At 59.4% G+C, this 22,204-nt stretch carries 22 protein-coding genes; 7 read left to right on the top strand and 15 right to left on the bottom strand.

The window, feature by feature from the left end; all coding sequences use genetic code 11:
- Positions 1 to 46: 46 nt before the first annotated feature.
- From ACM6J5_RS23990 to ACM6J5_RS23975, 4 genes are all read right to left on the bottom strand, one after another.
- Positions 47 to 1,060 carry an ABC transporter substrate-binding protein gene (locus ACM6J5_RS23990; protein ID WP_414929459.1) on the bottom strand — a complete coding sequence of 338 codons (1,014 nt, stop codon included), beginning with the start codon at positions 1,058 to 1,060 and terminating at the stop codon, positions 47 to 49.
- Complete coding sequence (locus ACM6J5_RS23985) at positions 1,057 to 1,605, bottom strand: sigma-70 family RNA polymerase sigma factor (protein ID WP_414929458.1); 549 nt, start codon at positions 1,603 to 1,605, stop codon at positions 1,057 to 1,059. The genes ACM6J5_RS23990 and ACM6J5_RS23985 overlap by 4 nt, the downstream gene beginning before the upstream one ends.
- 203 nt (positions 1,606 to 1,808) lie before the next feature.
- A complete protein-coding gene (locus ACM6J5_RS23980; RefSeq protein WP_414929479.1) occupies positions 1,809 to 2,600 on the bottom strand; it encodes a phosphate/phosphite/phosphonate ABC transporter substrate-binding protein in 792 nt (263 codons plus the stop codon).
- Between the two features lie 53 nt (positions 2,601 to 2,653).
- Positions 2,654 to 3,595 (bottom strand): fatty acid desaturase, encoded by a 942-nt coding sequence (locus ACM6J5_RS23975; protein ID WP_414929457.1) that lies wholly within the window; start codon positions 3,593 to 3,595, stop codon positions 2,654 to 2,656.
- 329 nt (positions 3,596 to 3,924) lie between these two features.
- Here ACM6J5_RS23975 and ACM6J5_RS23970 point away from each other — a divergent pair, with 329 nt between their 5' ends.
- Positions 3,925 to 4,335 carry a GNAT family N-acetyltransferase gene (locus tag ACM6J5_RS23970; RefSeq protein WP_095942728.1) on the top strand — a complete coding sequence of 137 codons (411 nt, stop codon included), beginning with the start codon at positions 3,925 to 3,927 and terminating at the stop codon, positions 4,333 to 4,335.
- A gap of 105 nt (positions 4,336 to 4,440) precedes the next feature.
- Here ACM6J5_RS23970 and def read toward each other — a convergent pair whose 3' ends face one another.
- Entirely contained in the window at positions 4,441 to 4,980 is a 540-nt protein-coding gene (def, locus tag ACM6J5_RS23965) for a peptide deformylase (protein ID WP_095942729.1), read from the bottom strand.
- Between the two features lie 2 nt (positions 4,981 to 4,982).
- A complete protein-coding gene (locus ACM6J5_RS23960) occupies positions 4,983 to 5,939 on the bottom strand; it encodes a YihY/virulence factor BrkB family protein (protein WP_095942730.1) in 957 nt (318 codons plus the stop codon).
- Between the two features lie 352 nt (positions 5,940 to 6,291).
- Between ACM6J5_RS23960 and ACM6J5_RS23955 the strand changes: the two genes are divergently transcribed.
- Entirely contained in the window at positions 6,292 to 6,669 is a 378-nt protein-coding gene (locus ACM6J5_RS23955) for a hypothetical protein (protein WP_008054262.1), read from the top strand.
- A 337-nt stretch (positions 6,670 to 7,006) separates the two neighbouring features.
- On the opposite strand, the gene fadD1 is transcribed toward ACM6J5_RS23955, so the two are convergent.
- Both fadD1 and fadD2 read right to left on the bottom strand, forming a co-directional pair.
- Positions 7,007 to 8,707, bottom strand: coding sequence for a long-chain-fatty-acid--CoA ligase FadD1 (fadD1, locus tag ACM6J5_RS23950; RefSeq protein ID WP_095942731.1), 1,701 nt, complete (start codon positions 8,705 to 8,707; stop codon positions 7,007 to 7,009).
- 380 nt (positions 8,708 to 9,087) lie between these two features.
- The gene (fadD2, locus tag ACM6J5_RS23945; RefSeq protein ID WP_414929456.1) at positions 9,088 to 10,776 is read right to left on the bottom strand and encodes a long-chain-fatty-acid--CoA ligase FadD2; all 1,689 of its coding nucleotides are present in this window, start codon (positions 10,774 to 10,776) and stop codon (positions 9,088 to 9,090) included.
- A 245-nt stretch (positions 10,777 to 11,021) separates the two neighbouring features.
- On the opposite strand from fadD2, the gene ACM6J5_RS23940 reads away from it, so the two are divergent.
- Entirely contained in the window at positions 11,022 to 11,966 is a 945-nt protein-coding gene (locus ACM6J5_RS23940; RefSeq protein ID WP_095942733.1) for an alpha/beta hydrolase, read from the top strand.
- Between the two features lie 41 nt (positions 11,967 to 12,007).
- Positions 12,008 to 12,478 carry a MaoC family dehydratase gene (locus tag ACM6J5_RS23935; RefSeq protein WP_007974451.1) on the top strand — a complete coding sequence of 157 codons (471 nt, stop codon included), beginning with the start codon at positions 12,008 to 12,010 and terminating at the stop codon, positions 12,476 to 12,478.
- 125 nt (positions 12,479 to 12,603) lie between these two features.
- On the opposite strand, the gene ACM6J5_RS23930 is transcribed toward ACM6J5_RS23935, so the two are convergent.
- Positions 12,604 to 13,071, bottom strand: coding sequence for a ferritin-like domain-containing protein (locus tag ACM6J5_RS23930; RefSeq protein ID WP_095942734.1), 468 nt, complete (start codon positions 13,069 to 13,071; stop codon positions 12,604 to 12,606).
- A gap of 203 nt (positions 13,072 to 13,274) precedes the next feature.
- Here ACM6J5_RS23930 and ACM6J5_RS23925 point away from each other — a divergent pair, with 203 nt between their 5' ends.
- On the top strand, positions 13,275 to 13,511 hold the full coding sequence (locus tag ACM6J5_RS23925; protein WP_003227425.1) for a DUF3820 family protein: 237 nt from the start codon (positions 13,275 to 13,277) through the stop codon (positions 13,509 to 13,511).
- A 19-nt stretch (positions 13,512 to 13,530) separates the two neighbouring features.
- Entirely contained in the window at positions 13,531 to 14,712 is a 1,182-nt protein-coding gene (locus ACM6J5_RS23920) for an aminotransferase class V-fold PLP-dependent enzyme (protein WP_414929455.1), read from the top strand.
- A gap of 2 nt (positions 14,713 to 14,714) precedes the next feature.
- Here the strand turns inward: ACM6J5_RS23920 and ACM6J5_RS23915 are convergent, their stop codons facing one another.
- The 4 genes from ACM6J5_RS23915 to zwf form a co-directional block, all read right to left on the bottom strand.
- The gene (locus tag ACM6J5_RS23915; RefSeq protein ID WP_095942736.1) at positions 14,715 to 15,440 is read right to left on the bottom strand and encodes an intradiol ring-cleavage dioxygenase; all 726 of its coding nucleotides are present in this window, start codon (positions 15,438 to 15,440) and stop codon (positions 14,715 to 14,717) included.
- A gap of 244 nt (positions 15,441 to 15,684) precedes the next feature.
- Positions 15,685 to 16,350 (bottom strand): bifunctional 4-hydroxy-2-oxoglutarate aldolase/2-dehydro-3-deoxy-phosphogluconate aldolase, encoded by a 666-nt coding sequence (locus ACM6J5_RS23910; protein WP_095942737.1) that lies wholly within the window; start codon positions 16,348 to 16,350, stop codon positions 15,685 to 15,687.
- 17 nt (positions 16,351 to 16,367) lie between these two features.
- The gene (gene pgl, locus ACM6J5_RS23905; RefSeq protein WP_414929454.1) at positions 16,368 to 17,081 is read right to left on the bottom strand and encodes a 6-phosphogluconolactonase; all 714 of its coding nucleotides are present in this window, start codon (positions 17,079 to 17,081) and stop codon (positions 16,368 to 16,370) included.
- Positions 17,068 to 18,537: a glucose-6-phosphate dehydrogenase gene (gene zwf / locus ACM6J5_RS23900; RefSeq protein ID WP_095942739.1), complete on the bottom strand. Its 1,470-nt coding sequence runs from the start codon at positions 18,535 to 18,537 to the stop codon at positions 17,068 to 17,070. The genes pgl and zwf overlap by 14 nt, the downstream gene beginning before the upstream one ends.
- Positions 18,538 to 18,765: 228 nt before the next feature.
- Here zwf and ACM6J5_RS23895 point away from each other — a divergent pair, with 228 nt between their 5' ends.
- On the top strand, positions 18,766 to 19,626 hold the full coding sequence (locus tag ACM6J5_RS23895) for a MurR/RpiR family transcriptional regulator (RefSeq protein ID WP_170948639.1): 861 nt from the start codon (positions 18,766 to 18,768) through the stop codon (positions 19,624 to 19,626).
- A 154-nt stretch (positions 19,627 to 19,780) separates the two neighbouring features.
- Here the strand turns inward: ACM6J5_RS23895 and ACM6J5_RS23890 are convergent, their stop codons facing one another.
- On the bottom strand, positions 19,781 to 20,635 hold the full coding sequence (locus ACM6J5_RS23890) for a D-hexose-6-phosphate mutarotase (protein WP_095942740.1): 855 nt from the start codon (positions 20,633 to 20,635) through the stop codon (positions 19,781 to 19,783).
- Between the two features lie 114 nt (positions 20,636 to 20,749).
- A complete protein-coding gene (locus tag ACM6J5_RS23885) occupies positions 20,750 to 22,096 on the bottom strand; it encodes a carbohydrate porin (RefSeq protein ID WP_095942741.1) in 1,347 nt (448 codons plus the stop codon).
- Between the last annotated feature and the right edge of the window lie 108 nt (positions 22,097 to 22,204).

The raw sequence follows: 22,204 nt of genomic DNA, 5'->3' as shown, positions 1-22,204 counted from the left end.
TGGGAGCGAGCCTGCTCGCGATGGCAACCTTCCAGACAACACAAAACTACAAACTGGCACTCACCTTGGTGGCCACTTCCCCCGGCACCCAGCCCTTCCACACCTGCGGCTGTTCACGCAAAAACGCTTCGGCGACGTCCCGGGGTTTCTGTCGTTTTTCACTCATCTGGCCCAGGGTCTGGTTCAACAGATCAATCGGCAGGTCGACCTTTTCAAAGAACGTCACCAGGTCCGGGTATTGCGCTTTGAACGGTGCCGACACGCCGATGGCCAGGCTGGCCGGCATCGAGCGCGTGCCTTTGGGGTTGGGGTTGTTGGCGTCGGCCAGGGTTTTCCAGGCTTCGGCGTCGAACGACGGTTCGTCGAGTTTCACCAGTTTGAAACGCCCCAGCAGCGGTGTCGGCGACCAGTAGTAGAACAGCACCGGTTTGCCACGGCGGATCGACGATGCCACCTCGGCATCCAGTGCGGCACCGGACCCCGTGCGGAAATTGACATAGCTGGCGGTCAGGTCATAAGCCTTGAGTTTCTGGCTGTTAACGATTTCCGAGGTCCAGCCGGTGGGGCTGTTGAGGAAGCGTCCGCGGCTCGGGTCTTCAGGGTCGCGGAACACGTCCTTGTATTTCGCCAGGTCGGCAACGGATTTCAGCTCTGGGGCCAAGGGCTTGATGCCGCGCTCGGGATCGCCCTTGATCACGTACTCCGGCACCCACCAACCTTCAGTGGCGCCCTTGACCGTATCGCCAAGGCCGAACACCTTGCCCTCCGCCGCCGCCTTGACCCAGGCAGGGCTGCGTCCGGCCCACTCTTCACCGATGACCTGGATATCATTTTTCGCCAGCGCCGCTTCAAGACTGACGGTACTGCCCGGCAGTGTGTCGGTCGGGTAGCCGTAACCTTTTTCAACGATCAGGCGCAGGATTTCGGTGATGAGGCTGCCACTTTCCCAGGTGATGTCGCCAAAGTGGATAGGCGCCGCTTTTTCCGTGGCCGATGCCGGGTGGGACAACAGGCTCAGGGCCAGCAACGAACTGCCGAGCAGGGTTTTGATCGATCTCATGCGGACCTCTTGTTCTGGAGGGGACGGTTCAGGGATTGGTTGGCGCTGTGCCGGTCGCACAGGGCTTGGGAACGGGACATGTAATCGCTGACTGAACGCAGGGAGATGCCCAGCGTGGCGGCAATTTGTGGATAGGTCAGGCCGTCGACCCGCGACAGCAGGAAGGTAGAGCGGACTTTGCCGGGCAGCCGCTGAAGACTGCGATCCACACGGGTCAGGGTCTGGGACACCTGAGCCAGTGCCTCCGGCGATTCGGCGTGGATCGGCTCGGCCTGTTGCAGTTGCTGAAGGTACTGGCGCTCCAGGTCACCTCGACGCCAACGCTGATAGAGCAGGCGCCGGGCGATGGTGCTGAGCAAGGCACGGGGCTCACGGATTGCCGTCAGGCCAGGGGCCTGGAGCAGTTGCACGAAGGTTTCGCCGGCAATGTCTTCGACAGCGGCGGCATCGTTCAGGGACTGACGCAGGCGTGTGCAGAGCCAGTGGTAGTGGGCGCGGAACAATCCGTCCACGTATTGGCGATGAAGAATATCGGCGCCGGACATAGGGGCTCCTGGGTTAGGGGTCGCTGAATGTCCGGTGGTCCGGTGAGGCGAATCCTAGCAAGGAGCCTTATTCATTAATAATACTTAAAACTTATTTTTATATTCTTTTATTGAATTAAAAAATTATTTGCGCCTGACAGTCCGTCATCGCGAGCAAGCTCGCTCCTACAGGTTTTGGTGTACCTGGACCCAACATTCAAACCTTATCGCAAGTCCCCATACCCCAAGATCTCGGCTTCACGCTGATAGTCGAGCACAACCTGATAGTCGCTTTCGTCGGCGGGCAGTACCTCTGGCAATCCGAGGGTTTCGGCAACTTCCGGCAGCTCGCGCAGCGCCAGGTTCATCACCCGCAGGAGTTCTTCAGCCAGCTCATCGCTGATCGTCGCGGCGGTAATGAACGGTAAGGCAGGACTGAGCGCACTGCGGGCAATCACTCGCAAACCGGCCACTTCCTCTGGGGCATGACGCGCCAGATAGGCAAAGGTCACGCTGTCGATGGCCGCCAGATCGGCAAGGTCTTCGCGCAACCAGCGCAGGCTTTCGCGATGGCTGCCGCTGATTCCGACCCGGGCAAAAAACCGGCCGTCACGTTGCAGCGGCGCCAACCGGTGGCGCAGCAGGTTCATGCCGCTGTTGGAGTCCAGGCCATTGATCACGCCTCGGCTGCCGCGAAAATCCGCCAGGGTTCGCCGTGCATCATCAATCGGTCCCAGGATCAGACTGCAATGATTGCCGCCGCTGCTGTCCGGCAGCTCATAACGAGGCCGCCCCAGCACCCGGACCTTGCCGCGCAATGCCGTCATCAGCGGATAACCGCAGGTTTGTGTCAGCAGCAAGTGCGGCGACAACCACATCTGCATCAGTGACAGGCCATCGGTATCGAGGCGGGTGTCGCCCAGATGCTCAAGGATTCGCGCCAGCCAGCGTTCGTTGGCCTGGTGGATGGGGTCGGGGGCGGTGTACATCAGAAGTTCGGCGATGTGTTGGGTAATCATCGTATCTCCATACAACGAAGTTCCCTGTGGGATTGGAGGTGATCCATGTTTCAGTAAAACGGATGCCTCGGGCTGTCGATGGCCTTCACTCCATTTTCACGCCACAACCGCCCATAACCTTGCACCAGGAACCCACCACTACGCGCCAGCCATTGCTCGCGGCGAGCCCGATAAGCGCGGGGCAAGTCGTACCAGGGCAACCCCGGCAACTCGTGGTGCACCAGATGAAAATTGAGGTTCAGGAACAGCCAGCGCCACGGCCACGCCGCTTCATTGAGCACGGTGCGTTGCTCCGGCGCGGCATGAGGCCGATGTTCATAGTAGGAACGAATCATGGAGATCGACAGCGCCGGCACACTGATCAAAAACAGATAATGCCAAACCGGCAACACACTGAAGTTCGCGATGAACAGCAGCATCAACCCGGTCATCGAGCCGTGACTCAACCACATCAACCAGGCTTGTCGCTCGCCTGCTCTGAGGCGTTGCAGCTCTTCACGGGCCAACGCCAGCAAGGCCAGCGGTGCGCCCAGGGCAAAGCGGCCGAGCACGGTTTTGTTCAGCCAGTGCAGGCTGCGCCCCAGAGGTGAACTGCCCTGCCACTGCCCGGCACTCAGGTAACGGCTTTCCGGATCGCGACCGGGGATCGTCAGGTCCTCGTCGCGGTGATGCAGCAAATGGCTATCGCGGTACAAGGTGTACGGATACCAGACGGCAAACGGCGCGTAGCCAAGGATTTTGTTCAGGGTTGGCCAGCGCGTGGGGTGGCCGTGCAACAGTTCGTGTTGCACGGACAACCACAGCACCAGCAATGGAATCAGCAACAGCGTGCTCCACCACAGACCCAATCGATGGCTGTTCAACATGACGCCAAACCAGGCGCCATACACACCGATCAACAGCAGCCAGGTCGGCCACTCGGTGCGCGCGGTGAAGCGTCGGCGCAGGGTTTCGATTTCTGCCTGGTGGGCGCTATCAAAGTAATGGGGCATGGCGTTGCTCAGATCTGGGACCAGTCCCCTTCTGTGCAATGGCCTTGGGAAATCCTGCAGATTATTTTCAGGAGGATCGCTCCCACTTTGCATGGGAGCGATCAATCAATGCGGCATCAGTGACCGAACACGCCGACTTTCTTGGCTTTCTTGTCCGCGCGCTTTTCAATGGCGGTTTTCGCTGGTTTCTTTTTCGCCGCTTTCTTTGAATCCATACCTTTGGACATGATGCGTACTCCACTCATGGGGATGTGAGATCAGGTATACACCTATCCCGGCGCGCGCGTTCTTTTATAATCGCCCGCTTTGCATACCGACAGCCAAAGACCATGCCCGACACCCAATACGCCCTGCTCGACGAACCATTATGGCCATTGATGAACAAGTTCTATCGCGCTCACCAATCGTCGATGAAAGCCGTGCGCGACGCGCAGCTGTGGGTGGCCCGGCGTGAGCAGATTGTTGCCGTGCTGTGTTTGCGTCCGGTGTCCGGTGGGCATTGGCTGACCGGCTTGCTGGTCGATCCGGCCTGTCGCGAGCAGGGGCTTGCCGCCGGATTGATTGCGGCCGCGGTGAAGGATTGCGAACAGCCGGTGTGGTTGTTCTGTCATCCGGATTTGCGGGGGTTTTATGAGCGACGCGGGTTTACTTTTGATCCGCCAATGCCTTACGCGATGGTTGAGCGATTGAGCCGTTATGCGCGCAGCAAGCCAATGATTGCGATGGGGTTGGCGCCCTAAATCTGGAGCGAGCCTGCTCGCGATGGCGGTGTGTCAGTCACCATCAATGCTGACTGTTAGACCGCTTTCGCGAGCAGGCTCGCTCCTACAGGTTTTGCGGCGGCTTTAGTCGTCCGCGTTGGGGTCCAGGTCCGGGAACATCACCTCGGTGAAGCCAAACTTGCTGAAGTCGGTAATGCGCGACGGGTACAGGCGGCCGATCAGGTGATCACACTCATGCTGCACCACCCGTGCATGAAACCCCGAAGCAAAACGCACGATAGGCTCGCCCTTGGGGTCGACGCCTTCGTAGCGAATCTGCTGGTAACGCTGCACCGCGCCACGCAGGCCAGGCACGGACAAACAGCCTTCGAAGCCCTCTTCCAGGATCGGGCTCAGCGGTGTGATCAACGGGTTGATCAGGATCGTCTGCGGCACGGCCTCGGCATCCGGATATCGCTCGCTGTGCTCGAAACCGAAGATCACCAGTTGCAGGTCGACGCCGATTTGCGGAGCGGCCAGGCCAACGCCCCCCACGCTTTCCATGGTCTGGAACATGTCATCGATCAGTTGCCACAGCTCGGGGCTGTCGAACATTTCGACCGACACTGGCGAGGCAATGCGCAGCAGGCGCTCATCGCCCATTTTCAGAATTTCACGAATCATGATCAGGTTTCATCAATGGTCGGTTTGTGTGAATGATCGCGGCCCAGGCCTGAAACGTGGTGTTTTTCCTCATGGACGGGACCATGCTCGCCAGCCACTTTTTCGCCAGGGTCTTTACCCTCTCGTGACATGTGCTCGATCACGGCATTCATTTCCGCGCCCAGCAGCAGTACCGCGGCGGAAATGTAGAAGTACAGCAACAGCACGATGATCGCACCGATACTGCCATACATGGCGTTGTAGTTGGCGAACTCCTTGACGTACAAGCCGAAGCCCAGGGACGCGATGATCCATACCACCACCGCCAGCACCGAGCCTGGGGTGATGAAGCGGAATTCCTGTTTGACGTCGGGCATGACGTAGTAGATCAACGCCACCGCGACCATCATCAAAATCACGATCACCGGCCAGCGCGCGATGGTCCAGAGGGTGACGATGAAGTACTCAAGGCCGACTTGTGCAGCGATCCAGCTCATCACCTGCGGCCCGAGCACCATCAGTGCCGCGGCGATCAGCAGCATGCCGGCAATGCCGACGGTGTAGATGATCGACAACGGAAAGCGTTTCCACAGCGGGCGCCCTTCTACCACGTCATAGGCAGCGTTCATCGCGCTCATCATCAGCCGCACGCCGGCGGAGGCAGTGTACAGCGCAATCACGATACCCACTGACAGCAATCCCCCCTTGGACTGCTGAAGCTGGTCGATCACCGGGTTGACCTGCTCCAGCGCCTGGGGCGGCAATACGAGTTCCGATTGCAGGCGCAGCCAGGAGAAGAAGTCGGGCAGATGCAGGAAGCCGATCAGGGCGATCAGGAACAGAATGAACGGAAACAACGAAAAGAGCATTTGATAGGCCAGCGCCGAGGCATAGGTCGACATCTCGTCGGCCATGAATTCGGTGACCGTGCGCATCATCACACGGTGCAGGGGCAAGCCTCTCATGTCCGGGAAAATCATTCGCGTCTCCATTCGCCGCATACGGATTGGGTTGAAGTCGTGGCGACTCAGGGGCTGTTTTCTTTCATCAAGGTAGCCCAGTTGGCGACTTTGAAACAAATACAGCGTGCAAGTTCAGGCTGACACAAAAACGGCCATCTGAAGATGGCCGCGTCCTCTTTTCATTAAGACATTTCAATGCAGGAAAGTCGTTACACAAGGTTGACCGGGGGCTTTTGCAGGGAGTTTCATTTATTTCACCACGACATTTCATCGCTCAGTGCAGGTTGCGCTTTATGTTTGCGGGCCAACCCCTGAGAATGCGCATCACATTCAGGCCTTGGCGCTGAAGATCCAATCCCGTAGGAACGTTATGAAACTCGATAAAAAGCAGGCCATTGCCCGCAGAAACCAGGAACTCGGCGGTGCTGTGCTTGGCGTCAACAACTGCCACTTCGCCGAATTGAACCGTAACCGCAACATCTGGTGGTTCGATCTCCCGGTGACGCGCCTTGCCATCGGTCAGTACGAGTGGATTCACCTGCTGATGCACACGCCGGCCACCGACGAACTGCTGCACCTGAAAGTGCCGACCGTGTTCCTGCGCGAGAAGCTCGAAGGCCTGGTGGTGCGCAATGAAGGCAAGCGCAAGGCGGCATTGAGCCTGGAACTGAGCGCCGACAAGGACTCCTTCCTCCAGGACATGCGTCCGGCGGGCACCAACGTCAACTTCGCGCCGTTTCGCCAATAACCATCATTCCTGTAGGAGCGAGCCTGCTCGCGATGGACGTAAACGATAACGCGGGGGGCCTGGATGCCCGCGTTGTCTGTACTTTTTTCGCGAGCATGCTCGCTCCTACAGAGGATCGGTGTTGTCAGGCATCCAACAAAAAGCCCCGCATCGGCGGTAATGCTGTTCAGTTAAGGAAGTTGTAGGAGCGAGCTTGCTCGCGATGGACTCAAGAACGCCGCGTTTAGCCAGTAAATACGCGTTATCGTTAACGACCATCGCGAGCAAGCTCGCTCCTACAGAGGACCACATTCGCTTAAGTGAACAGCATTACCGCATCGGCGGGGCTTTTTGCTGATTACGCGGTAGCTTTCTTCGCGTTGATCTTCTTCAGCTCTTCATCGCGCAATTCACGACGCAGGATCTTGCCGACGTTGGTGGTCGGCAGTGCATCGCGGAACTCCACGGAGCGCGGGACCTTGTAGCCGGTGACGTTGGCGCGCATGTGCTCCATCACCTGCTCCTTGGTCAGGTTCACGCCCGGCCTGGCAACGATGAAAATCTTGATCGCCTCGCCCGACTTCTCGTCCGGTACACCGATAGCCGCGCATTGCAGCACGCCCGGCAGGGTGGCCAGCACGTCTTCGAGTTCGTTCGGGTACACGTTGAAACCGGAGACCAGGATCATGTCTTTCTTGCGATCGACAATACGCATGTAGCCATCGGGCTGGATCAACGCGATGTCACCGGTCTTCAACCAGCCTTCGCTGTCGAGGATTTCATCCGTGGCTTCCTGGCGCTGCCAGTAACCCTTCATGACTTGCGGGCCCTTCACGCACAGTTCACCGATTTCGCCCATCGGTTGTTCGACACCGGCATCGTTGATGACTTTGCACAGGGTCGACGGAACCGGAATGCCGATGGTGCCGATCTGGATGTTCTGGATCGGGTTCACCGTCGCCACCGGGCTGGTTTCGGTCATGCCGTAGCCTTCGCAGATGGCGCAACCGGTCACCGCTTTCCAGCGTTCGGCCGCAGCCAGTTGCAGGGCCATACCGCCCGACAAGGTGACTTTCAGCGCGGAGAAATCCAGCTTGCGGAAGCCTTCGTTGTTGCACAAGGCCACGAACAGCGTGTTCAGGCCGACGAAACCGCTGAACTTCCACTTCGACAGTTCCTTGACCATCGCCGGCAAGTCGCGCGGGTTGCTGATCAGGATGTTGTGGTTGCCGATCAGCATCATCGCCATGCAATGAAAGGTGAAGGCATAGATGTGGTACAGCGGCAGCGGGGTGATCAGGATCTCGCAACCTTCATTGAGGTTGGAACCCATCAGCGCCTTGCACTGCAGCATGTTCGCCACCAGATTGCGGTGGGTCAGCATCGCGCCCTTGGCCACGCCGGTGGTGCCGCCGGTGTATTGCAGTACCGCGACATCGCCACTGGCCGGACTGGCTTCCGCCACTGGCTGGCCCAGGCCTTTGCTCAGCACGTCATTGAACTTGACGGCCTTGGGCAAGTGATAGGCCGGCACCATCTTCTTCACGTACTTGATGACGCTGTTGATCAGCAGACGCTTGAGCGGCGGCAGCAGGTCGGCGACTTCGGTGACGATCACGTGCTTGACGCCGGTTTTCGGCACCACGGTTTGGGCCAGGTGCGCCATGTTGGCCAGGCAGACCAGGGCCTTGGCACCGGAGTCGTTGAATTGGTGTTCCATTTCCCGCGCGGTGTAGAGCGGGTTGGTGTTGACCACGATCAGCCCGGCGCGGATGGCACCGAAGACGGCTACCGGGTACTGCAACACGTTGGGCAGTTGCACGGCGATTCGATCGCCAGGCTGCAAATCGGTATGCTGTTGCAGATAAGCGGCAAACGCACCGGACAATTCGTACAGTTCACCGTAGGTGAGTGTCTTGCCCAGGTTGCTGAATGCCGGCTTGTTGGCGAAGCGTTGGCAGGATTGCTTCAACACTGCCTGAATATTCGGATACTCGTCTGGATTGATGTCGGCAGCAATCCCAGCTGGGTACTTATCCTTCCAAAAGTCTTCGATCATGGAAGCCCACTCCTCAGCAACGCGAATTCAGCACCGCATTTGATGCGATTATTATTGGTGTTTGGTCATTGGTGAATCTGGCTGATAGAAGGCCGAGAAGTCACAAAGCGCGCCGAGAGTAGCAGCTTTGCCAAGGGTCGACCAGAGCCAAAAGCGGCCTCTACGGTCACAATTGTGACTCAAGACTTGCAAGCAGTCATTTTAGAGCAAAAAACCTATAAAGCCCTGTAACCCGCGAAAACCGGGCCTTTAGCTTAAACGTGTAGGAGCGAGCTTGCTCGCGAAAAACGTCCTGGCAACGCGATCATTCAGACAGCGCGCGTTATCGTTGACGTCCATCGCGAGCGAGCTCGCTCCTACAGGGATCAGCCATTCACCCATCAGGCAATATCACGCAACTCCCGCCGCAAAATCTTGCCCACCGGCGTCATCGGCAGCGACTCCCGTAGCACGATGTGCTTCGGTACTTTGTACGCCGTGAAGTTCTCCTTGCAGTAAGCCTTCAGCTCTTCAAGGCTGACCCCTGCTTCACGGGCCACCACGAACAACTTCACCGCCTCCCCCGACCGCTCGTCAGGCACACCGATGACCGCACAGTTGGCGACATTCGGATGAGCCATCACCACGTCTTCGATCTCGTTGGGGTACACGTTGAAACCCGAGACAATGATCATGTCCTTCTTGCGGTCAACGATGCGCACGAAACCGTCCGGGTCGATCACCGCAATGTCACCGGACTTGAACCAACCCTCGGCATCCAGCACTTCGGCCGTGGCCTCGGGTTTCTGCCAGTAACCCTTCATGATCTGTGGGCCCTTGATACACAGTTCGCCACGCTCGCCCAAAGGTTGTTCGACGCCGTCATCGCTAATGACTTTCAGCGTGGTGCCCGGCACCGGCAGGCCGACCGTGCCGATCCGCGACTGGTCGCCATAGGGGTTGGTGCAGGCCACCGGCGAAGTTTCGGTCAGGCCGTAACCTTCGGTGATGCGGCAACCGGTCAGTTGTTCCCAACGCTCGGCGGTGGCCTTGACCAGCGCAGTGCCGCCGGAGTTGGTGAGCTTGAGGCTGGAGAAGTCCAGGGTCTTGAAGTCCGGGTGATCCATCAGCGCGACGAACAGCGTGTTGAGCCCCAGCAGCGCCGAGAACCGCCAGTTCTTCAGTTCCTTGATGAAGCCGGCGATGTCCCGTGGATTGGTGATCAGCACGTTGTGGTTGCCCGTCACCATCATGCACATGCAGTTCGCCGTGAAGGCATAGATGTGGTACAGCGGCAGCGGCGCGATCATCACCTCCTGCCCTTCGCGCAACAACGGTTGCCCATCGCTGCCGAACTGTCCCAGGCAGGCCCGTGCCTGTTGCATGTTCGCCACCAGGTTGCCGTGGGTCAGCATCGCGCCCTTGGCCAGGCCCGTGGTGCCACCGGTGTATTGCAGCACGGCGATGTCGTCGAGGCCGACCTTCAGCGGCTTGATACCCAGGCCGCGGCCCATGCGCAGTGCGCTCTTGAAGGAAACGGCCTGGGGCAAGGAATAGTCCGGGACCATCTTCTTGACCTTGCTCACCACCGTGTTGACCAGCCACCCCTTGGCCGCGGGCATCAGGTCGCCCATCTTCGCTTCGATCAGGTACTGGATATCGGTGTCGGGCAGCACTTCCTGGACTTTCTGGCCGAACATGTTCAGATACACCAGCGCCCGGGCACCGGAGTCCTTGAACTGGTGACGCATTTCCCGCGCGGTGTACAGCGGGTTGGTGTTGACCACGATCAACCCGGCGCGCAAGGCACCGAACACGGCAATCGGGTAATGCAGGACGTTGGGCATCTGCACCGCGATGCGGTCACCCGGCACCAGGTCGGTGTGGGCTTGCAGGTAGCCGGCGAAGGCAGCGCTCTGGCGTTCCAGTTCGGCGTAGGTCAGGGTCACGCCCATGTTACTGAACGCAGGGCGGTCAGCAAACTTCTTGCAGGAACGCTCGAACACCTCGATTACCGACTTGTAGGCTCCCAGATCGATATCCAGGGGGACGCCAGCCGGGCGTTTGTCATTCCAGAAATCAGGTTGCATTGTTCTTGTCCTCTTTACCTGAATCTATCCGGGGCCACTTTTCTGTCACTTTTCAAAAAAAATGCAAAAAGCGGAGCTTCACGGACACTAGCAGTTATGACGTAGCAGGCAAATATGCCCACGGCCGTCATTGACCGTATGAATCTACTCGCCGTGGCGTAGGCTGATCAGACGCCCAGCCAAGGATGCGCTATAAACTGCAACGAGCTGTTTCAGACAAAGCAGCCTCATGCAAAGGAACCGCCATGATCCATGACACTTTCTGGCTGACCACGAGCGACCACAGCCGCCTCTTCGTCAACCAGTGGCTTCCCGACGGCAGCCTCAAGGCAATGATTCTGCTGGCCCACGGCATGGCCGAACACAGCGGCCGCTATGGCCCCCTGGCGGAAAAACTCTGTGTTCAGGGCTATGGCGTATGCGCACCAGACCTGCGTGGACATGGCAAAACTGCCGAAAACGGGACACTCGGGCATTTCGCCGATGACGATGGCTGGTGCAAGGTCGTGAGCGACCTGGCCAGCCTCAACCAGCACATCGGCCAGCAGTATCCGGGCGTGCCGATCGTGCTGCTCGGTCACAGCATGGGCAGTTACATCGCCCAGGGCTATCTGCTGCACCACAGTGCCAGCCTGCACGGGGCCATCCTCAGCGGCTCGAACTTCCAGCCCGTGGCGCTTTATCGCGCGGCACGGCAAATCGCCCGTCTCGAACGCCTGCGCCAGGGCCGCAAGGGACGCAGCGCCTTGATCGAATGGCTGTCGTTCGGCTCGTTCAACAACAAATTCAAACCGGCACGCACACCGTTCGACTGGCTCAGCCGTGATCCGGCGCAGGTCGATCTGTACGTCAACGACCCGCTCTGCGGTTTCCGTTGCACCAATCAACTGTGGATCGATTTGCTCGGCGGCTTGCAGCAAATCAGCAAAGCGTCCAATCTCGCCCAGATCGACCCGGGCCTGCCGCTGCTGGTGATTGGCGGCGAATGTGATCCGGTGAGCGAAGGCAAACGTCTCAAGGATCTGGCCGACGCGCTGCGAGCGGCCGGAAACCAGCACCTGCAACTGACCGTTTACCCGCAGGCGCGGCACGAACTGTTCAATGAGAGCAACCGCGATGAAATCATCGCCGATGTGCTGAACTGGATCGCACAGGCCTTGAGCGCTCCTCGGCCGCACCGGTCCGAATAGTTTTTTGTGAATTTTTTAATTCGTCACAGGAATTGATACAGATGACCCAGGTTACCAACACCCCTTACGAAGCCCTCGAAGTCGGCCAGACCGCCAGTTTCAGCAAGACAGTCGAAGAGCGCGACATCCAGTTGTTCGCTGCGATGTCCGGCGATCACAACCCGGTACACCTGGATGCCGAATACGCCGCCAGCACCATGTTCAAGGAGCGCATCGCCCACGGCATGTTCAGCGGCGCATTGATCAGCGCGGCGGTCGCCTGCGAATTGCCTGGCCCGGGGACCATCTACATCGGCCAGCAAATGAGCTTTCAGAAACCGGTGAAAATCGGCGATACCCTGACCGTGCGCCTGGAAATCCTGGAAAAACTGCCGAAGTTTCGCGTGCGCATCGCCACTCGCGTGTTCAACCAGCGCGATGAACTGGTAGTGGATGGCGAGGCGGAAATCCTCGCGCCACGCAAGCAACAGAGCGTGACCTTGACGGAACTGCCGGCCATCAGCATCGGCTGATTGACCGGTCAAAAACACTGTGGGAGCGAGCCTGCTCGCGAAAGCGCTCTGACAGCCACCTTTAATAGTGACTGACACGCCGCCTTCGCGAGCAGGCTCGCTCCCACAGTTGTTTCAAGCAGGCGTTACGAACGTGCACGCGCCTGGTTACGCAGGGCCTTGACCTGATCGTGATTGCGTTGCACGCCGTGGTACTGACGCTCCACCAGATCGCGAATGCCCACCAGGTTGTGCTTGTTGATTTTCTCCATGGCGTCGCGGTAAGCCTTCAACGCATGGTCCTCACCGCGCTCGGCTTCATTGAGTACAGCCTCCTCGCCCTTGCCGGTGAACATCGACTTCACGTCGACCCAACGACGGTGCATGTCACCGCCGATACTGGTGGAGGTTTCCGGATCGCCCCCCATCGAACGCACGGCAGACTGCAGTTCCGCTGCGGCCGTCCCACAATCGGTCGAACGCTTGATGAACAGGGTTTTGAGTTCAGGGTGCCTGATGTCTTCAGCGCAAGTCTTGAATCCGGCCTGACCGTCCTTGCTGGTTTCAATCAGGTCGTTGAGTACAGAAATGGCTTCTTTATTCACGTCGGTCATTTCTCAATTCCTCGCGGTTGATGAAAGATGCAATGAGTAGTGCACCCTGCATGCCAGCCGGTAACCTCTTACTTATTCCTTATTTTTCAAGTAGTTACTCATTACAAGAAAATCTGTATCCGTTTTATTTGCATGATCTGTCATTTGGCCTGCATGCAGAATGCCTGTATTTTCCAGACTGACTGAATCAAGACGACCGATTGATGAACCCTGAAAAGCTCGAACTGCTGATCACCCGCGAAATGCCCTTCGGCAAGTACAAGGGGCGAATCATTGCCGACTTGCCCGGCCCTTACCTGAACTGGTTCGCCCGGGAGGGTTTCCCCCATGGCGAGTTAGGCGGTCTGCTGGCCCTGATGCAGGAAATCGATCACAACGGTTTATCGGACTTGCTCGAACCGCTGCGCGCCAAACACGGCAAACCGGCCCCGCGCCACTGAATCACCTACCGAGTACCCCATGCCCGACAACACCCGCCGCGCCCGTGATGAAGCCTTCTGGCAAACCTTTGCCGACCGCTACGATGTCGAACCCGGCCCGCTCAATCTGGAGAACGGTTATTTCGGACGCATGTCGCGCACGGTGATCGAGGAATACCAGCGCAACATCGAGCTGATCAACCGCAGCAATTCGGTGTACGTGCGTCAGCGTTTCGAACAGGGCGACAGCCTGAAGATCCGCGCGCAACTGGCCAGATTGATTGGCGTGCCCGCCGACAGCATCGCCCTGACCCGTAACGCCTCGGAGGGTTTGCAGTCGCTGATCCGCAACTATAACCGGCTGCAGCCCGGCGATCAGGTACTGGTTTGCGATCTGGAGTACGACACGGTCAAAGGCGCCATGCGCTGGTTGGCGCGTAATCGTGGTGTCGAAGTGATAGAGATCGAACACGCACACCCGGCAACCTTCGACAGCCTGCTCAATACCTATCGGGAAGCCTTCGCGCGGTATCCGCGGCTCAAGCTGATGGCCCTGACCCACGTCACCCATCGCACGGGGCTGGTGATGCCGGTGCAGGCGATTGCAGCGGCTGCGAAGGAGCATGGCATCGACATCATCCTCGACGGCGCCCATGCCCTCGGCCAGCTTGAGTTCGACCTGACTGATCCTGGTATCGCATTCGCTGGCTATAACCTGCACAAGTGGATCGGCGCACCGCTGACGCTCGGTTTTATCTACATCGCGCCCGAACGCCTGACCGACATCGATCCGGACATGGGCGAGACGCATTTCCCGCCCACTGACATTCGTGCCCGTACCTCGTACAGCACCCCCAACATCCCGGCGCTGCTGACCCTGCCGCTGGTGCTTGAAGAACATTGGGCGATGGGGGGGGCCTCAGCCAAGGGCGCGCGGCTCAATTATCTGCGCAACCGCTGGGTCGGTGCGGCGCGGCAGTTGCCGGGGGTCGAAGTCCTGACCCCGGATGACCCGCGCCTGTATTGCGGCATCACCTCGATGCGCTTTACCCGGCATGCCGACCAGCAACTCATGGTCCAGCGCCTGCTCAATGAATACAACCTGTTCACCGTAACCCGCAGTGGCGCGGCATGCGGTCCGTGCATCCGCATTACACCGGGGCTGACCACCACGGCGGCTGACATGGATGTGCTGGCCAGGGCACTGACCGAGCTGGGCTGAGTTCAGACGGTGTACTTGTCAAAGTCCTCGGGCCTGATCTGTGTCGACACGGCGAACGTGTCGATGCCGATGGTCATCTGCCCGAAGTAGCCGTCTTCAGCCGAATCCCGCCCCAGGGTGTGCACGCTCAAGGTCGATTCTTCACCGCCCATGGTTGTATAGAAAAAGTCCTGGTCGTTGGTCAGGACCGGCACGGTTCGGCCGCTATAGGCTCGGCTACCGAGCACCGAACGTGAGGCCACCTCCGGCAGGTAAAGTTGCCCGACCCAGGCGACATGCCGTTCTTGCAGATAGTTGTTGCCGGACGTGATACGCACGGCGACGTGAATATGCAAGGCGCGGCCGGCGTAAAAACCCGGATAGATCGTGGTGAAGCGCACGATGCCCGACTTGTCGGTGAATTGCCCGCCGCGCAGGTAGGTATCGTCATCGGTGCGCGGGACGGCACCAATGTCACCGGTATCGACCTCGACGTCCGGGTTGATCTTGCTCCAGCCCGAATAGGCACCGCGGGCATTGCAGTGCCAGATGTCCACCAGCGCATCGGGGACCGGCTCGCCGGTCATGGCGTCGACAATGGTCAGTCGCAGTACCAACGGAACGCCTTCGGCGCCTTCGCTGATGTTTCTGCGGATCAGTTTGGGGTTGCGGAAATACGGGCCGGCAATCTGTTCGGGGGACAGCAGGCAAACCGGTGCCGCGGGTGCATCTGGGGTGGTAGCGTCCATGACGTTCTCTCTTCCATAAGATGGACGCAGGCTAGCACTGACCGATTTCAGGTATGCGGTAACTATGTATCGCATGATGTCCCTGCCCTTGCCCCTGCGGGAGCGAGCTTGCTCGCTCCCGCAGGGGATAAGCGCCGAGCTGGCAATCCGGGCACGACTCTTTCTTTCAGGCAAAAAAAAACGGTGCACCGACCAAGCGCACCGTAAAGCCGTAGAACACACAACGAGGTGTAGGGTGAAGCGATCAGTCCAGCAGCGCCAAAGCCTCGGCGGTGCATTCCTGAATGCGGGCCCAGTCGCCGTTCTTGATCCACTCCGGATCAAGCATCCAGCTACCGCCCACGCACATGACGTTTTTCAATGCCATGTAGCTCTTGATATTGGCTGGTCCCACGCCGCCGGTCGGGCAAAATTTCACTTCGCCGAACGGACCGCCCAAAGCCTTGATGGCCGCAACGCCGCCGCTGACTTCGGCCGGGAACAGCTTGAAGCGGCGATAGCCCAGGCCGTAGCCTTCCATGATGCCCGAGGCATTGCTGATGCCCGGCAACAGGGGGATCGGGCTGGCGACGCTGGCTTCCAGCAGGTCGCGGGTGATACCCGGGGTGACGATGAATTGCGAGCCGGCCGCTTCGGCCGCCGCCAGCATGTGGCGATCGAGCACGGTGCCGGCACCGGTCACCAGTTCCGGACGCTGCTCACGCAGAATCTGGATGGCCTTGAGGCCGAATTGCGAACGCAGGGTCACTTCCAGGGCCGTCAGGCCACCGGCCGCGAGGGCGTCGGCCAGGGGCAGAACGTCTTGCTCGCGGGCGATGGTGATCACCGGCAGAATCCGCGCTTTCGCGCAAATGCCGTCGATCAGGGCAACTTTGTCCGCCATGGAAACGGTCGGGGATGGGTTTGTCATAGCGGCTGTTCCTTGGCTCATGGGCACCAGTAAATCTCTAACGTAGGTTGCAGAAACGCGCGAATCGGCATTGCGGCGACATCGTCGCTGGCCAGTGCGGTACTCAGGGTAGTCAGCTTGGACTGACCGGAAATCGATAGAACCTTGTGTTTGGCCGAGGCCAGCAGCGCGCGGCTCATGGTCAGGCGCTGATGCGGCACGGTCGGCGCCAGCATCGGCCAGCAGCGACGGACGCCATCGACTTGCAATGCCTCGGCAAGGTTCGGGCTGTTGGGGAACAGCGACGCGGTGTGGCCGTCATCGCCCATGCCGAGGATCAGCACGTCGATCACCGGCAACTCGGACAGCAAACGGTCGGCCTGCTCGGCCGCCTGTTCCAGGTTGGCGCTGGCGCTGTACAGGCTCAGGAACTGCGCCTTGGCCGCCGGGCCTTGCAGCAGGTAACGCTTGATCAGACCGGCGTTGCTGTCGGCGTGTTCGACCGGTACCCAGCGCTCGTCGGCCAGGCTGATCACCACGCGCGACCAGTCCAGCACTTGCTTGGCCAGGTGCTGGAAAAACGCCACCGGGCTGCGGCCACCGGAAACCACCAGGGTCGCGGTGCCCTGGGCGTCGATCGCGTCGCTCAGTTGTTTCGCCACGTTCAGTGCCAGGCTTTCAGCCAGCAGCACCGGGCTCTTGAACGCATGGGCGCTGACGCCCCGCGGCAGTTTCAAATCAGATATCGCCATACCACGACCTCCCGTCCCGCGTGATCAGAGCAATGGAGCTCATCGGCCCCCAGGACCCGGCCGCGTACGGCTTGGGCGCATCACCGGATTTTTTCCACCCGGCGATCAACTGGTCACACCAATTCCACGCGGCTTCGATTTCATCTTTACGGACAAACAGGTTCTGATTGCCGCGCATCACTTCCAGCAACAACCGCTCGTAGGCATCGGGAATCCGTGCGCTGCTCCAGGTGTCGGAAAAATTCAGCTGCAATGGACCGCTGCGCAGCTGCATGCCTTTGTCCAGGCCTTGATCTTTGGTCATCACGCGCAAGGAAATGCCTTCGTCCGGCTGCAGGCGGATAATCAGCTTGTTGCTGATTTGCAGGCGCTGCTCGGGAGCGAAGATGTAGTGCGACGGCTCCTTGAAGTGGATGACGATCTGCGACAGCTTCTGCGGCATGCGTTTGCCGGTACGCAGGTAAAACGGCACGCCGGCCCAGCGCCAGTTGCGGATGTCGGCGCGCAGGGCAACAAAGGTTTCGGTATTGCTCTGGGTGTTGGAGTTAGGTTCTTCCAGGTACCCCGGCACTGCTTTGCCTTCGCTGTAGCCGGCGATGTACTGGCCGCGCACCACCTGGGTGGTCAGGCCTTCCGGGCTGATCGGCGCCAGGGCCTTGAGCACTTTGACCTTCTCATCGCGGATGCTGTCGGCGGACAGGTCGGCCGGCGGGTCCATGGCGATCAGGCAGAGCAGTTGCAGCAGGTGGTTCTGGATCATGTCCCGCAGCTGGCCGGCCTTGTCAAAGTAACCCCAGCGGCCCTCGATGCCGACCTGCTCGGCCACGGTGATTTCCACATGGGAAATGTAATTCTGGTTCCACTGGGTTTCGAACAGGCTGTTGGCGAAACGCAGGGCGATCAGGTTCTGGACGGTTTCCTTGCCCAGATAGTGGTCGATGCGGTAGGTGCGGTTCTCCGGGAAGAACTGCGCCACGGCGTCGTTGACCTTGCGCGAGGATTCCAGGTCCGAACCGATGGGCTTTTCCAGCACCACGCGGGTGTTTTCTGCCAGACCGACCTTGGCCAGGTTCTCGCAAATCGCGCCATACACCGCGGCCGGGGTCGCAAAGTAGGCGATGACCCGCTGCGAACTACCGGCGGATTCGGCCAGGGCCACATAATCATCGGGGTTGAGGAAGTCGACGTGCAGGTAGCTCAGGCGCGCCAGAAAACGCTCGACCACGGCTTCGTCCAGCTCTTTGGCACCGACATAGCGGCGCAGCTCGGAGGTGATGAACGCCAGGTGTTCCTGCTCGCTGCCCGGCTCACGGGCCAGCGCGATGATCCGCGTATCCTCGTGCAACAGGCCGGCTCCGTCGAGTTGATAAAGGGCAGGAAACAGCTTGCGTAAGGCCAGGTCGCCAAGGGCGCCGAACAAGGCAAAGGTGCACGGTTCAACCGTAATCGAGAGCATGATGTTTGTTCTTTTATCAAGTTAAGCTACAAATACCTTTTTTTAAGGCATCACTCAAGGGAAAATGTAGTAATAACCACAACATTTTCGCAAAATACAGATTGCGAGTGGTGGTCGGTCGGAGCCATCAGTAGGATAGGCCACCGTTACGGGCCTCACCAAAGGCCCTTTTTGCATTAGCCGCGCGCTTATCGGTGCCGGTGAATCAAGGATACTTATATGGACCGCGTGCGAAATTTACTGGAGCAAATCCAGAATCGCCTTGAAGAGCTGAACAAGGCCGAACGCAAAGTCGCCGAGGTGATCCTGCTCAACCCGCAGCAGGCCACCCGCTTCAGCATCGCCGCCCTCGCCCAGGCCGCCTCGGTCAGCGAACCGACGGTCAACCGCTTCTGCCGTTCGTTCGGCGTCAGCGGCTACCCTGAGCTCAAACTGCAACTGGCCCAGAGCCTGGCCAGTGGCGCCGCTTATGTCAGCCGTGCGGTGGAGGCCGATGACAATCCGGAGGCCTACACGCAGAAGATCTTCGGCAGCGCCATCGCCTCGCTGGACAGCGCCTGCCAGGCACTGGACCCGAACCTGATCAGCCGCGCCGTCGACCTGCTGATCCAGGCGCGGCAGATCCACTTCTTCGGCCTCGGCGCCTCGGCCCCGGTGGCACTGGATGCGCAGCACAAGTTCTTCCGCTTCAACCTCGCCGTCACGGCCCACGCGGATGTGCTGATGCAGCGCATGATTGCCTCCGTGGCCCATACCGGAGAGCTGTTCGTGATCATTTCCTATACCGGTCGCACCCGCGAACTGGTGGAAGTGGCGCGCATCGCCCGGGAAAACGGCGCCTCGGTGCTTGGCCTGACCGCCGAGAACTCGCCACTGGCCAAGGCCAGCACCCTGAGCCTGAACATTCCGCTGCCGGAAGACACCGACATCTACATGCCGATGACGTCACGGATCATCCAGCTGACCGTGCTGGACGTGCTCGCTACCGGCATGACCTTGCGCCGGGGCGTGGATTTCCAGCCGCATTTGCGCAAGATCAAGGAGAGCCTGAATGCCAGCCGGTATCCGGTGGGTGACGAGTTCAACTGATCCGAAATCTCGGCTGACCGGTCCGGCCTCTTCGCGAGCAGGCTCGCTCCCACAGGGGATTTGGTTTGAACATAAACCTTGTGTTCACCGAAGACCCAATGTGGGAGCGAGCCTGCTCGCGAAGGGGCCAGCCCAGACACCACAAGATCCAGAACTAAGCCCCCACCCGCGCCTGCAAACTCAAATGGGCCCGCTCCCCAGGCTTCAGGCACAGGCTGTCAGTACCGCCGCTCGCCGCTTCCACACAGACAAATTCGGATATCTCGTTCCAGGTCACGCCGAGCAACGGACGTGAACCGGGGTGCCACACCACCGTGTCTGCCGTATCCCCGGTATCAATGCACAACGCCCGGTCCCAGGCGTGGTCGTTCAACTGCAATTCGCCGTCATGCTGGAACACCCTCTGGCATCCGCCGTCCACGCGTAATTCGCCTTCCTGCTGACAAACCTGCCGGCTCAACTGGTCGTAACCCTGCGCCCCCTCGAGCCCAGACAGCGCTATCTCACTAACATCGCCAATACGCCAGTAAGCATGCAACGCCTGGCTCAACTGGCACGGCATGTCGTCCTGATGCTCGGTGCTCAGGCGCAGCTCCATGCGTTCACCCAGATGCGCGTGCAGGTCCACTTGCCAGTCGCACAGCTTCAGTTGCCAGTGCAATCGCACGCCATCGTCGTCACTGTTGCTGTCAAGCAGCTTCCAGTCGAGCAACCGCGCCCAGCCATGGGACGGCCAGGCGTTTTCGCTCGGATGCCGGCCATACCAAGGCCAACACACCGGCACGCCGCCGCGAATGGCGCCGACCTGCGGCCACTTTGCCGCGCACCACAGCCACGGTTTCTGACCCTTGGGCTGGAAGTGCAACAACTGCGCGCCCTGACGGCTGAACACCGCCTGACACAGCGGATGATCGATCACCAGCACATCGCGCGTCTGATAGCGCTCCCACGCAAACAACGGACGTTCGCGCAAGGATTTGAAGAAGCGTTGTAGCGGATGCTCAAGCATGTGCCACGGTCCTGAAAATCATCTGTCACCGGGGTGCGCGGCCCGTAAAAAAAAGCGGACAGCCATGGCTGTCCGCAAATATGCGCACTTGGAGAGAAGCTTATCGCAGACGCGTTAGAACACCGACTGAATTTTCAGGCCGGCCACCAGCGCGTTGTCGACTTCATCCACACCACCCGGGTGCGTGACGTATTGCAGGTTGGGACGTACGGTCAGCCAGTTGGTCACGTGGAAGCCGTAGTTGATCTCGTAGTTGTATTCGGTTTCACGAATGGGCGAGAACAGCGGATTGTCGTATTCCGAAACACCGTTGGCGACGTTGGTCAGTTCGGCGTTTTTCTTCACGTCATCGTTGACATGGATACGGGCGAAACCGATACCCACGTCATCCTTGGGACGTGCGTCGAACGGGCCCTTGTACACGAACATCAGCGACTGGTAGTTGTCGATGAAGTTGGTGTCCTTGTCATGGAAAGTGGCGTTGGCCGCGATGTTCAGACCACGGGAAGCATCGCCATTGTGGCTGGTGAGTTGCTGCTGCGCGACGAACCAGTAGCCGTGCTTGCTATCGTGGACGCGATAAGGGTTGCCGGTGGTCGCGGCGTTCTGGCCGTTGTCGTCCTCGAGAACATCGTCGGCATCAGAGGTACTTTTGTAGTAACCGACACGGTATTCACCCGGCAGGTTGTTGACCTTCGGCGACCAGACCAGCTCGACTGGCAGGACGGTGCCATTGGTGCCACTGCCGCTGAGCTTGAAGCCGTTACCGTGTTCCAGTTGCGACGTGTTCTGGTTGTACGCGCCGATCTGGGCGTAGAGCTCGTCATTGATGTTGTACTTCACTCGGATCGCCGCCTGGCTGACCGGCCAGTTGTACCAGATGTTGGTCGCCCAGTTACCTACCTGGGAACCGCAGAACGCCAGGTTCTGGAATTCGCACGGGAAGGTGTTGAAGTCTTCACCTTCACCGAAGTAACCGGCCTTGACGTCCAGCTTGTTGTCGAAGAACTGGTGCTGAATCCACAGTTGGGTCAGACGGACCATGTGGCCGCGACCATAGACTTCCTGGGAGGAACTCAAGGTGCCGGCACGCGGATCGCCGATACGGTCGTTGGAGATATTCTCACCGTTACGGTTGGTGAGCTGGATCTTGGCCTGGGTGTTATCCCAGCCGAACAGTTTCTCCAGGTCCAGCGCCGCACCCAGGCCAAACTGGTCGGCGTAGCGCGCGGTCTTGTCATCGTTGAAACCGCCGTGCAGGTTGCCGCCGACTTCACCGACGTAGTCCATCTTGATGTCGATACCTTGCTCGATCAGCTTGGTACGCTCGCCACCCCAGTCGCCCGTCATCCATTTGGAGTCAGAGCTGAACGCTTCATCGGCCATCGCGTTGCCGGCCAGAACCAGTGCTGCCGCTGCTGAAACCTGGCAGATCAACCGGGCCTTGTTCTTCATCTTCATCCCTACTTCCTCGTTTTATTGTTATTAACTTTTCTTCTTTAACGCGGTTACATCAGTTGCGATGCGCGACAGGCCGCGCACCGCATATCCCCCCTCTGTAGGAGCGAG

The organism is Pseudomonas sp. IT-P74 (assembly GCF_949768175.1).
Taxonomy (GTDB): domain Bacteria; phylum Pseudomonadota; class Gammaproteobacteria; order Pseudomonadales; family Pseudomonadaceae; genus Aquipseudomonas.
This window is presented reverse-complemented; position numbering and strand designations above follow the sequence as displayed.

Coding starts and splice junctions, on each gene's coding strand:
- ACM6J5_RS23990 (WP_414929459.1), bottom strand. CDS start 1,060: ATGAGATCGATCAAAACCCTGCTCGGCAGTTCGTTGCTGGCCCTGAGC.
- ACM6J5_RS23985 (WP_414929458.1), bottom strand. CDS start 1,605: ATGTCCGGCGCCGATATTCTTCATCGCCAATACGTGGACGGATTGTTC.
- ACM6J5_RS23975 (WP_414929457.1), bottom strand. CDS start 3,595: ATGCCCCATTACTTTGATAGCGCCCACCAGGCAGAAATCGAAACCCTG.
- ACM6J5_RS23970 (WP_095942728.1), top strand. CDS start 3,925: ATGCCCGACACCCAATACGCCCTGCTCGACGAACCATTATGGCCATTG.
- def (WP_095942729.1), bottom strand. CDS start 4,980: ATGATTCGTGAAATTCTGAAAATGGGCGATGAGCGCCTGCTGCGCATT.
- ACM6J5_RS23960 (WP_095942730.1), bottom strand. CDS start 5,939: ATGATTTTCCCGGACATGAGAGGCTTGCCCCTGCACCGTGTGATGATG.
- ACM6J5_RS23955 (WP_008054262.1), top strand. CDS start 6,292: ATGAAACTCGATAAAAAGCAGGCCATTGCCCGCAGAAACCAGGAACTC.
- fadD1 (WP_095942731.1), bottom strand. CDS start 8,707: ATGATCGAAGACTTTTGGAAGGATAAGTACCCAGCTGGGATTGCTGCC.
- fadD2 (WP_414929456.1), bottom strand. CDS start 10,776: ATGCAACCTGATTTCTGGAATGACAAACGCCCGGCTGGCGTCCCCCTG.
- ACM6J5_RS23940 (WP_095942733.1), top strand. CDS start 11,022: ATGATCCATGACACTTTCTGGCTGACCACGAGCGACCACAGCCGCCTC.
- ACM6J5_RS23935 (WP_007974451.1), top strand. CDS start 12,008: ATGACCCAGGTTACCAACACCCCTTACGAAGCCCTCGAAGTCGGCCAG.
- ACM6J5_RS23930 (WP_095942734.1), bottom strand. CDS start 13,071: ATGACCGACGTGAATAAAGAAGCCATTTCTGTACTCAACGACCTGATT.
- ACM6J5_RS23925 (WP_003227425.1), top strand. CDS start 13,275: ATGAACCCTGAAAAGCTCGAACTGCTGATCACCCGCGAAATGCCCTTC.
- ACM6J5_RS23920 (WP_414929455.1), top strand. CDS start 13,531: ATGCCCGACAACACCCGCCGCGCCCGTGATGAAGCCTTCTGGCAAACC.
- ACM6J5_RS23915 (WP_095942736.1), bottom strand. CDS start 15,440: ATGGACGCTACCACCCCAGATGCACCCGCGGCACCGGTTTGCCTGCTG.
- ACM6J5_RS23910 (WP_095942737.1), bottom strand. CDS start 16,350: ATGACAAACCCATCCCCGACCGTTTCCATGGCGGACAAAGTTGCCCTG.
- pgl (WP_414929454.1), bottom strand. CDS start 17,081: ATGGCGATATCTGATTTGAAACTGCCGCGGGGCGTCAGCGCCCATGCG.
- zwf (WP_095942739.1), bottom strand. CDS start 18,537: ATGCTCTCGATTACGGTTGAACCGTGCACCTTTGCCTTGTTCGGCGCC.
- ACM6J5_RS23890 (WP_095942740.1), bottom strand. CDS start 20,635: ATGCTTGAGCATCCGCTACAACGCTTCTTCAAATCCTTGCGCGAACGT.
- ACM6J5_RS23885 (WP_095942741.1), bottom strand. CDS start 22,096: ATGAAGATGAAGAACAAGGCCCGGTTGATCTGCCAGGTTTCAGCAGCG.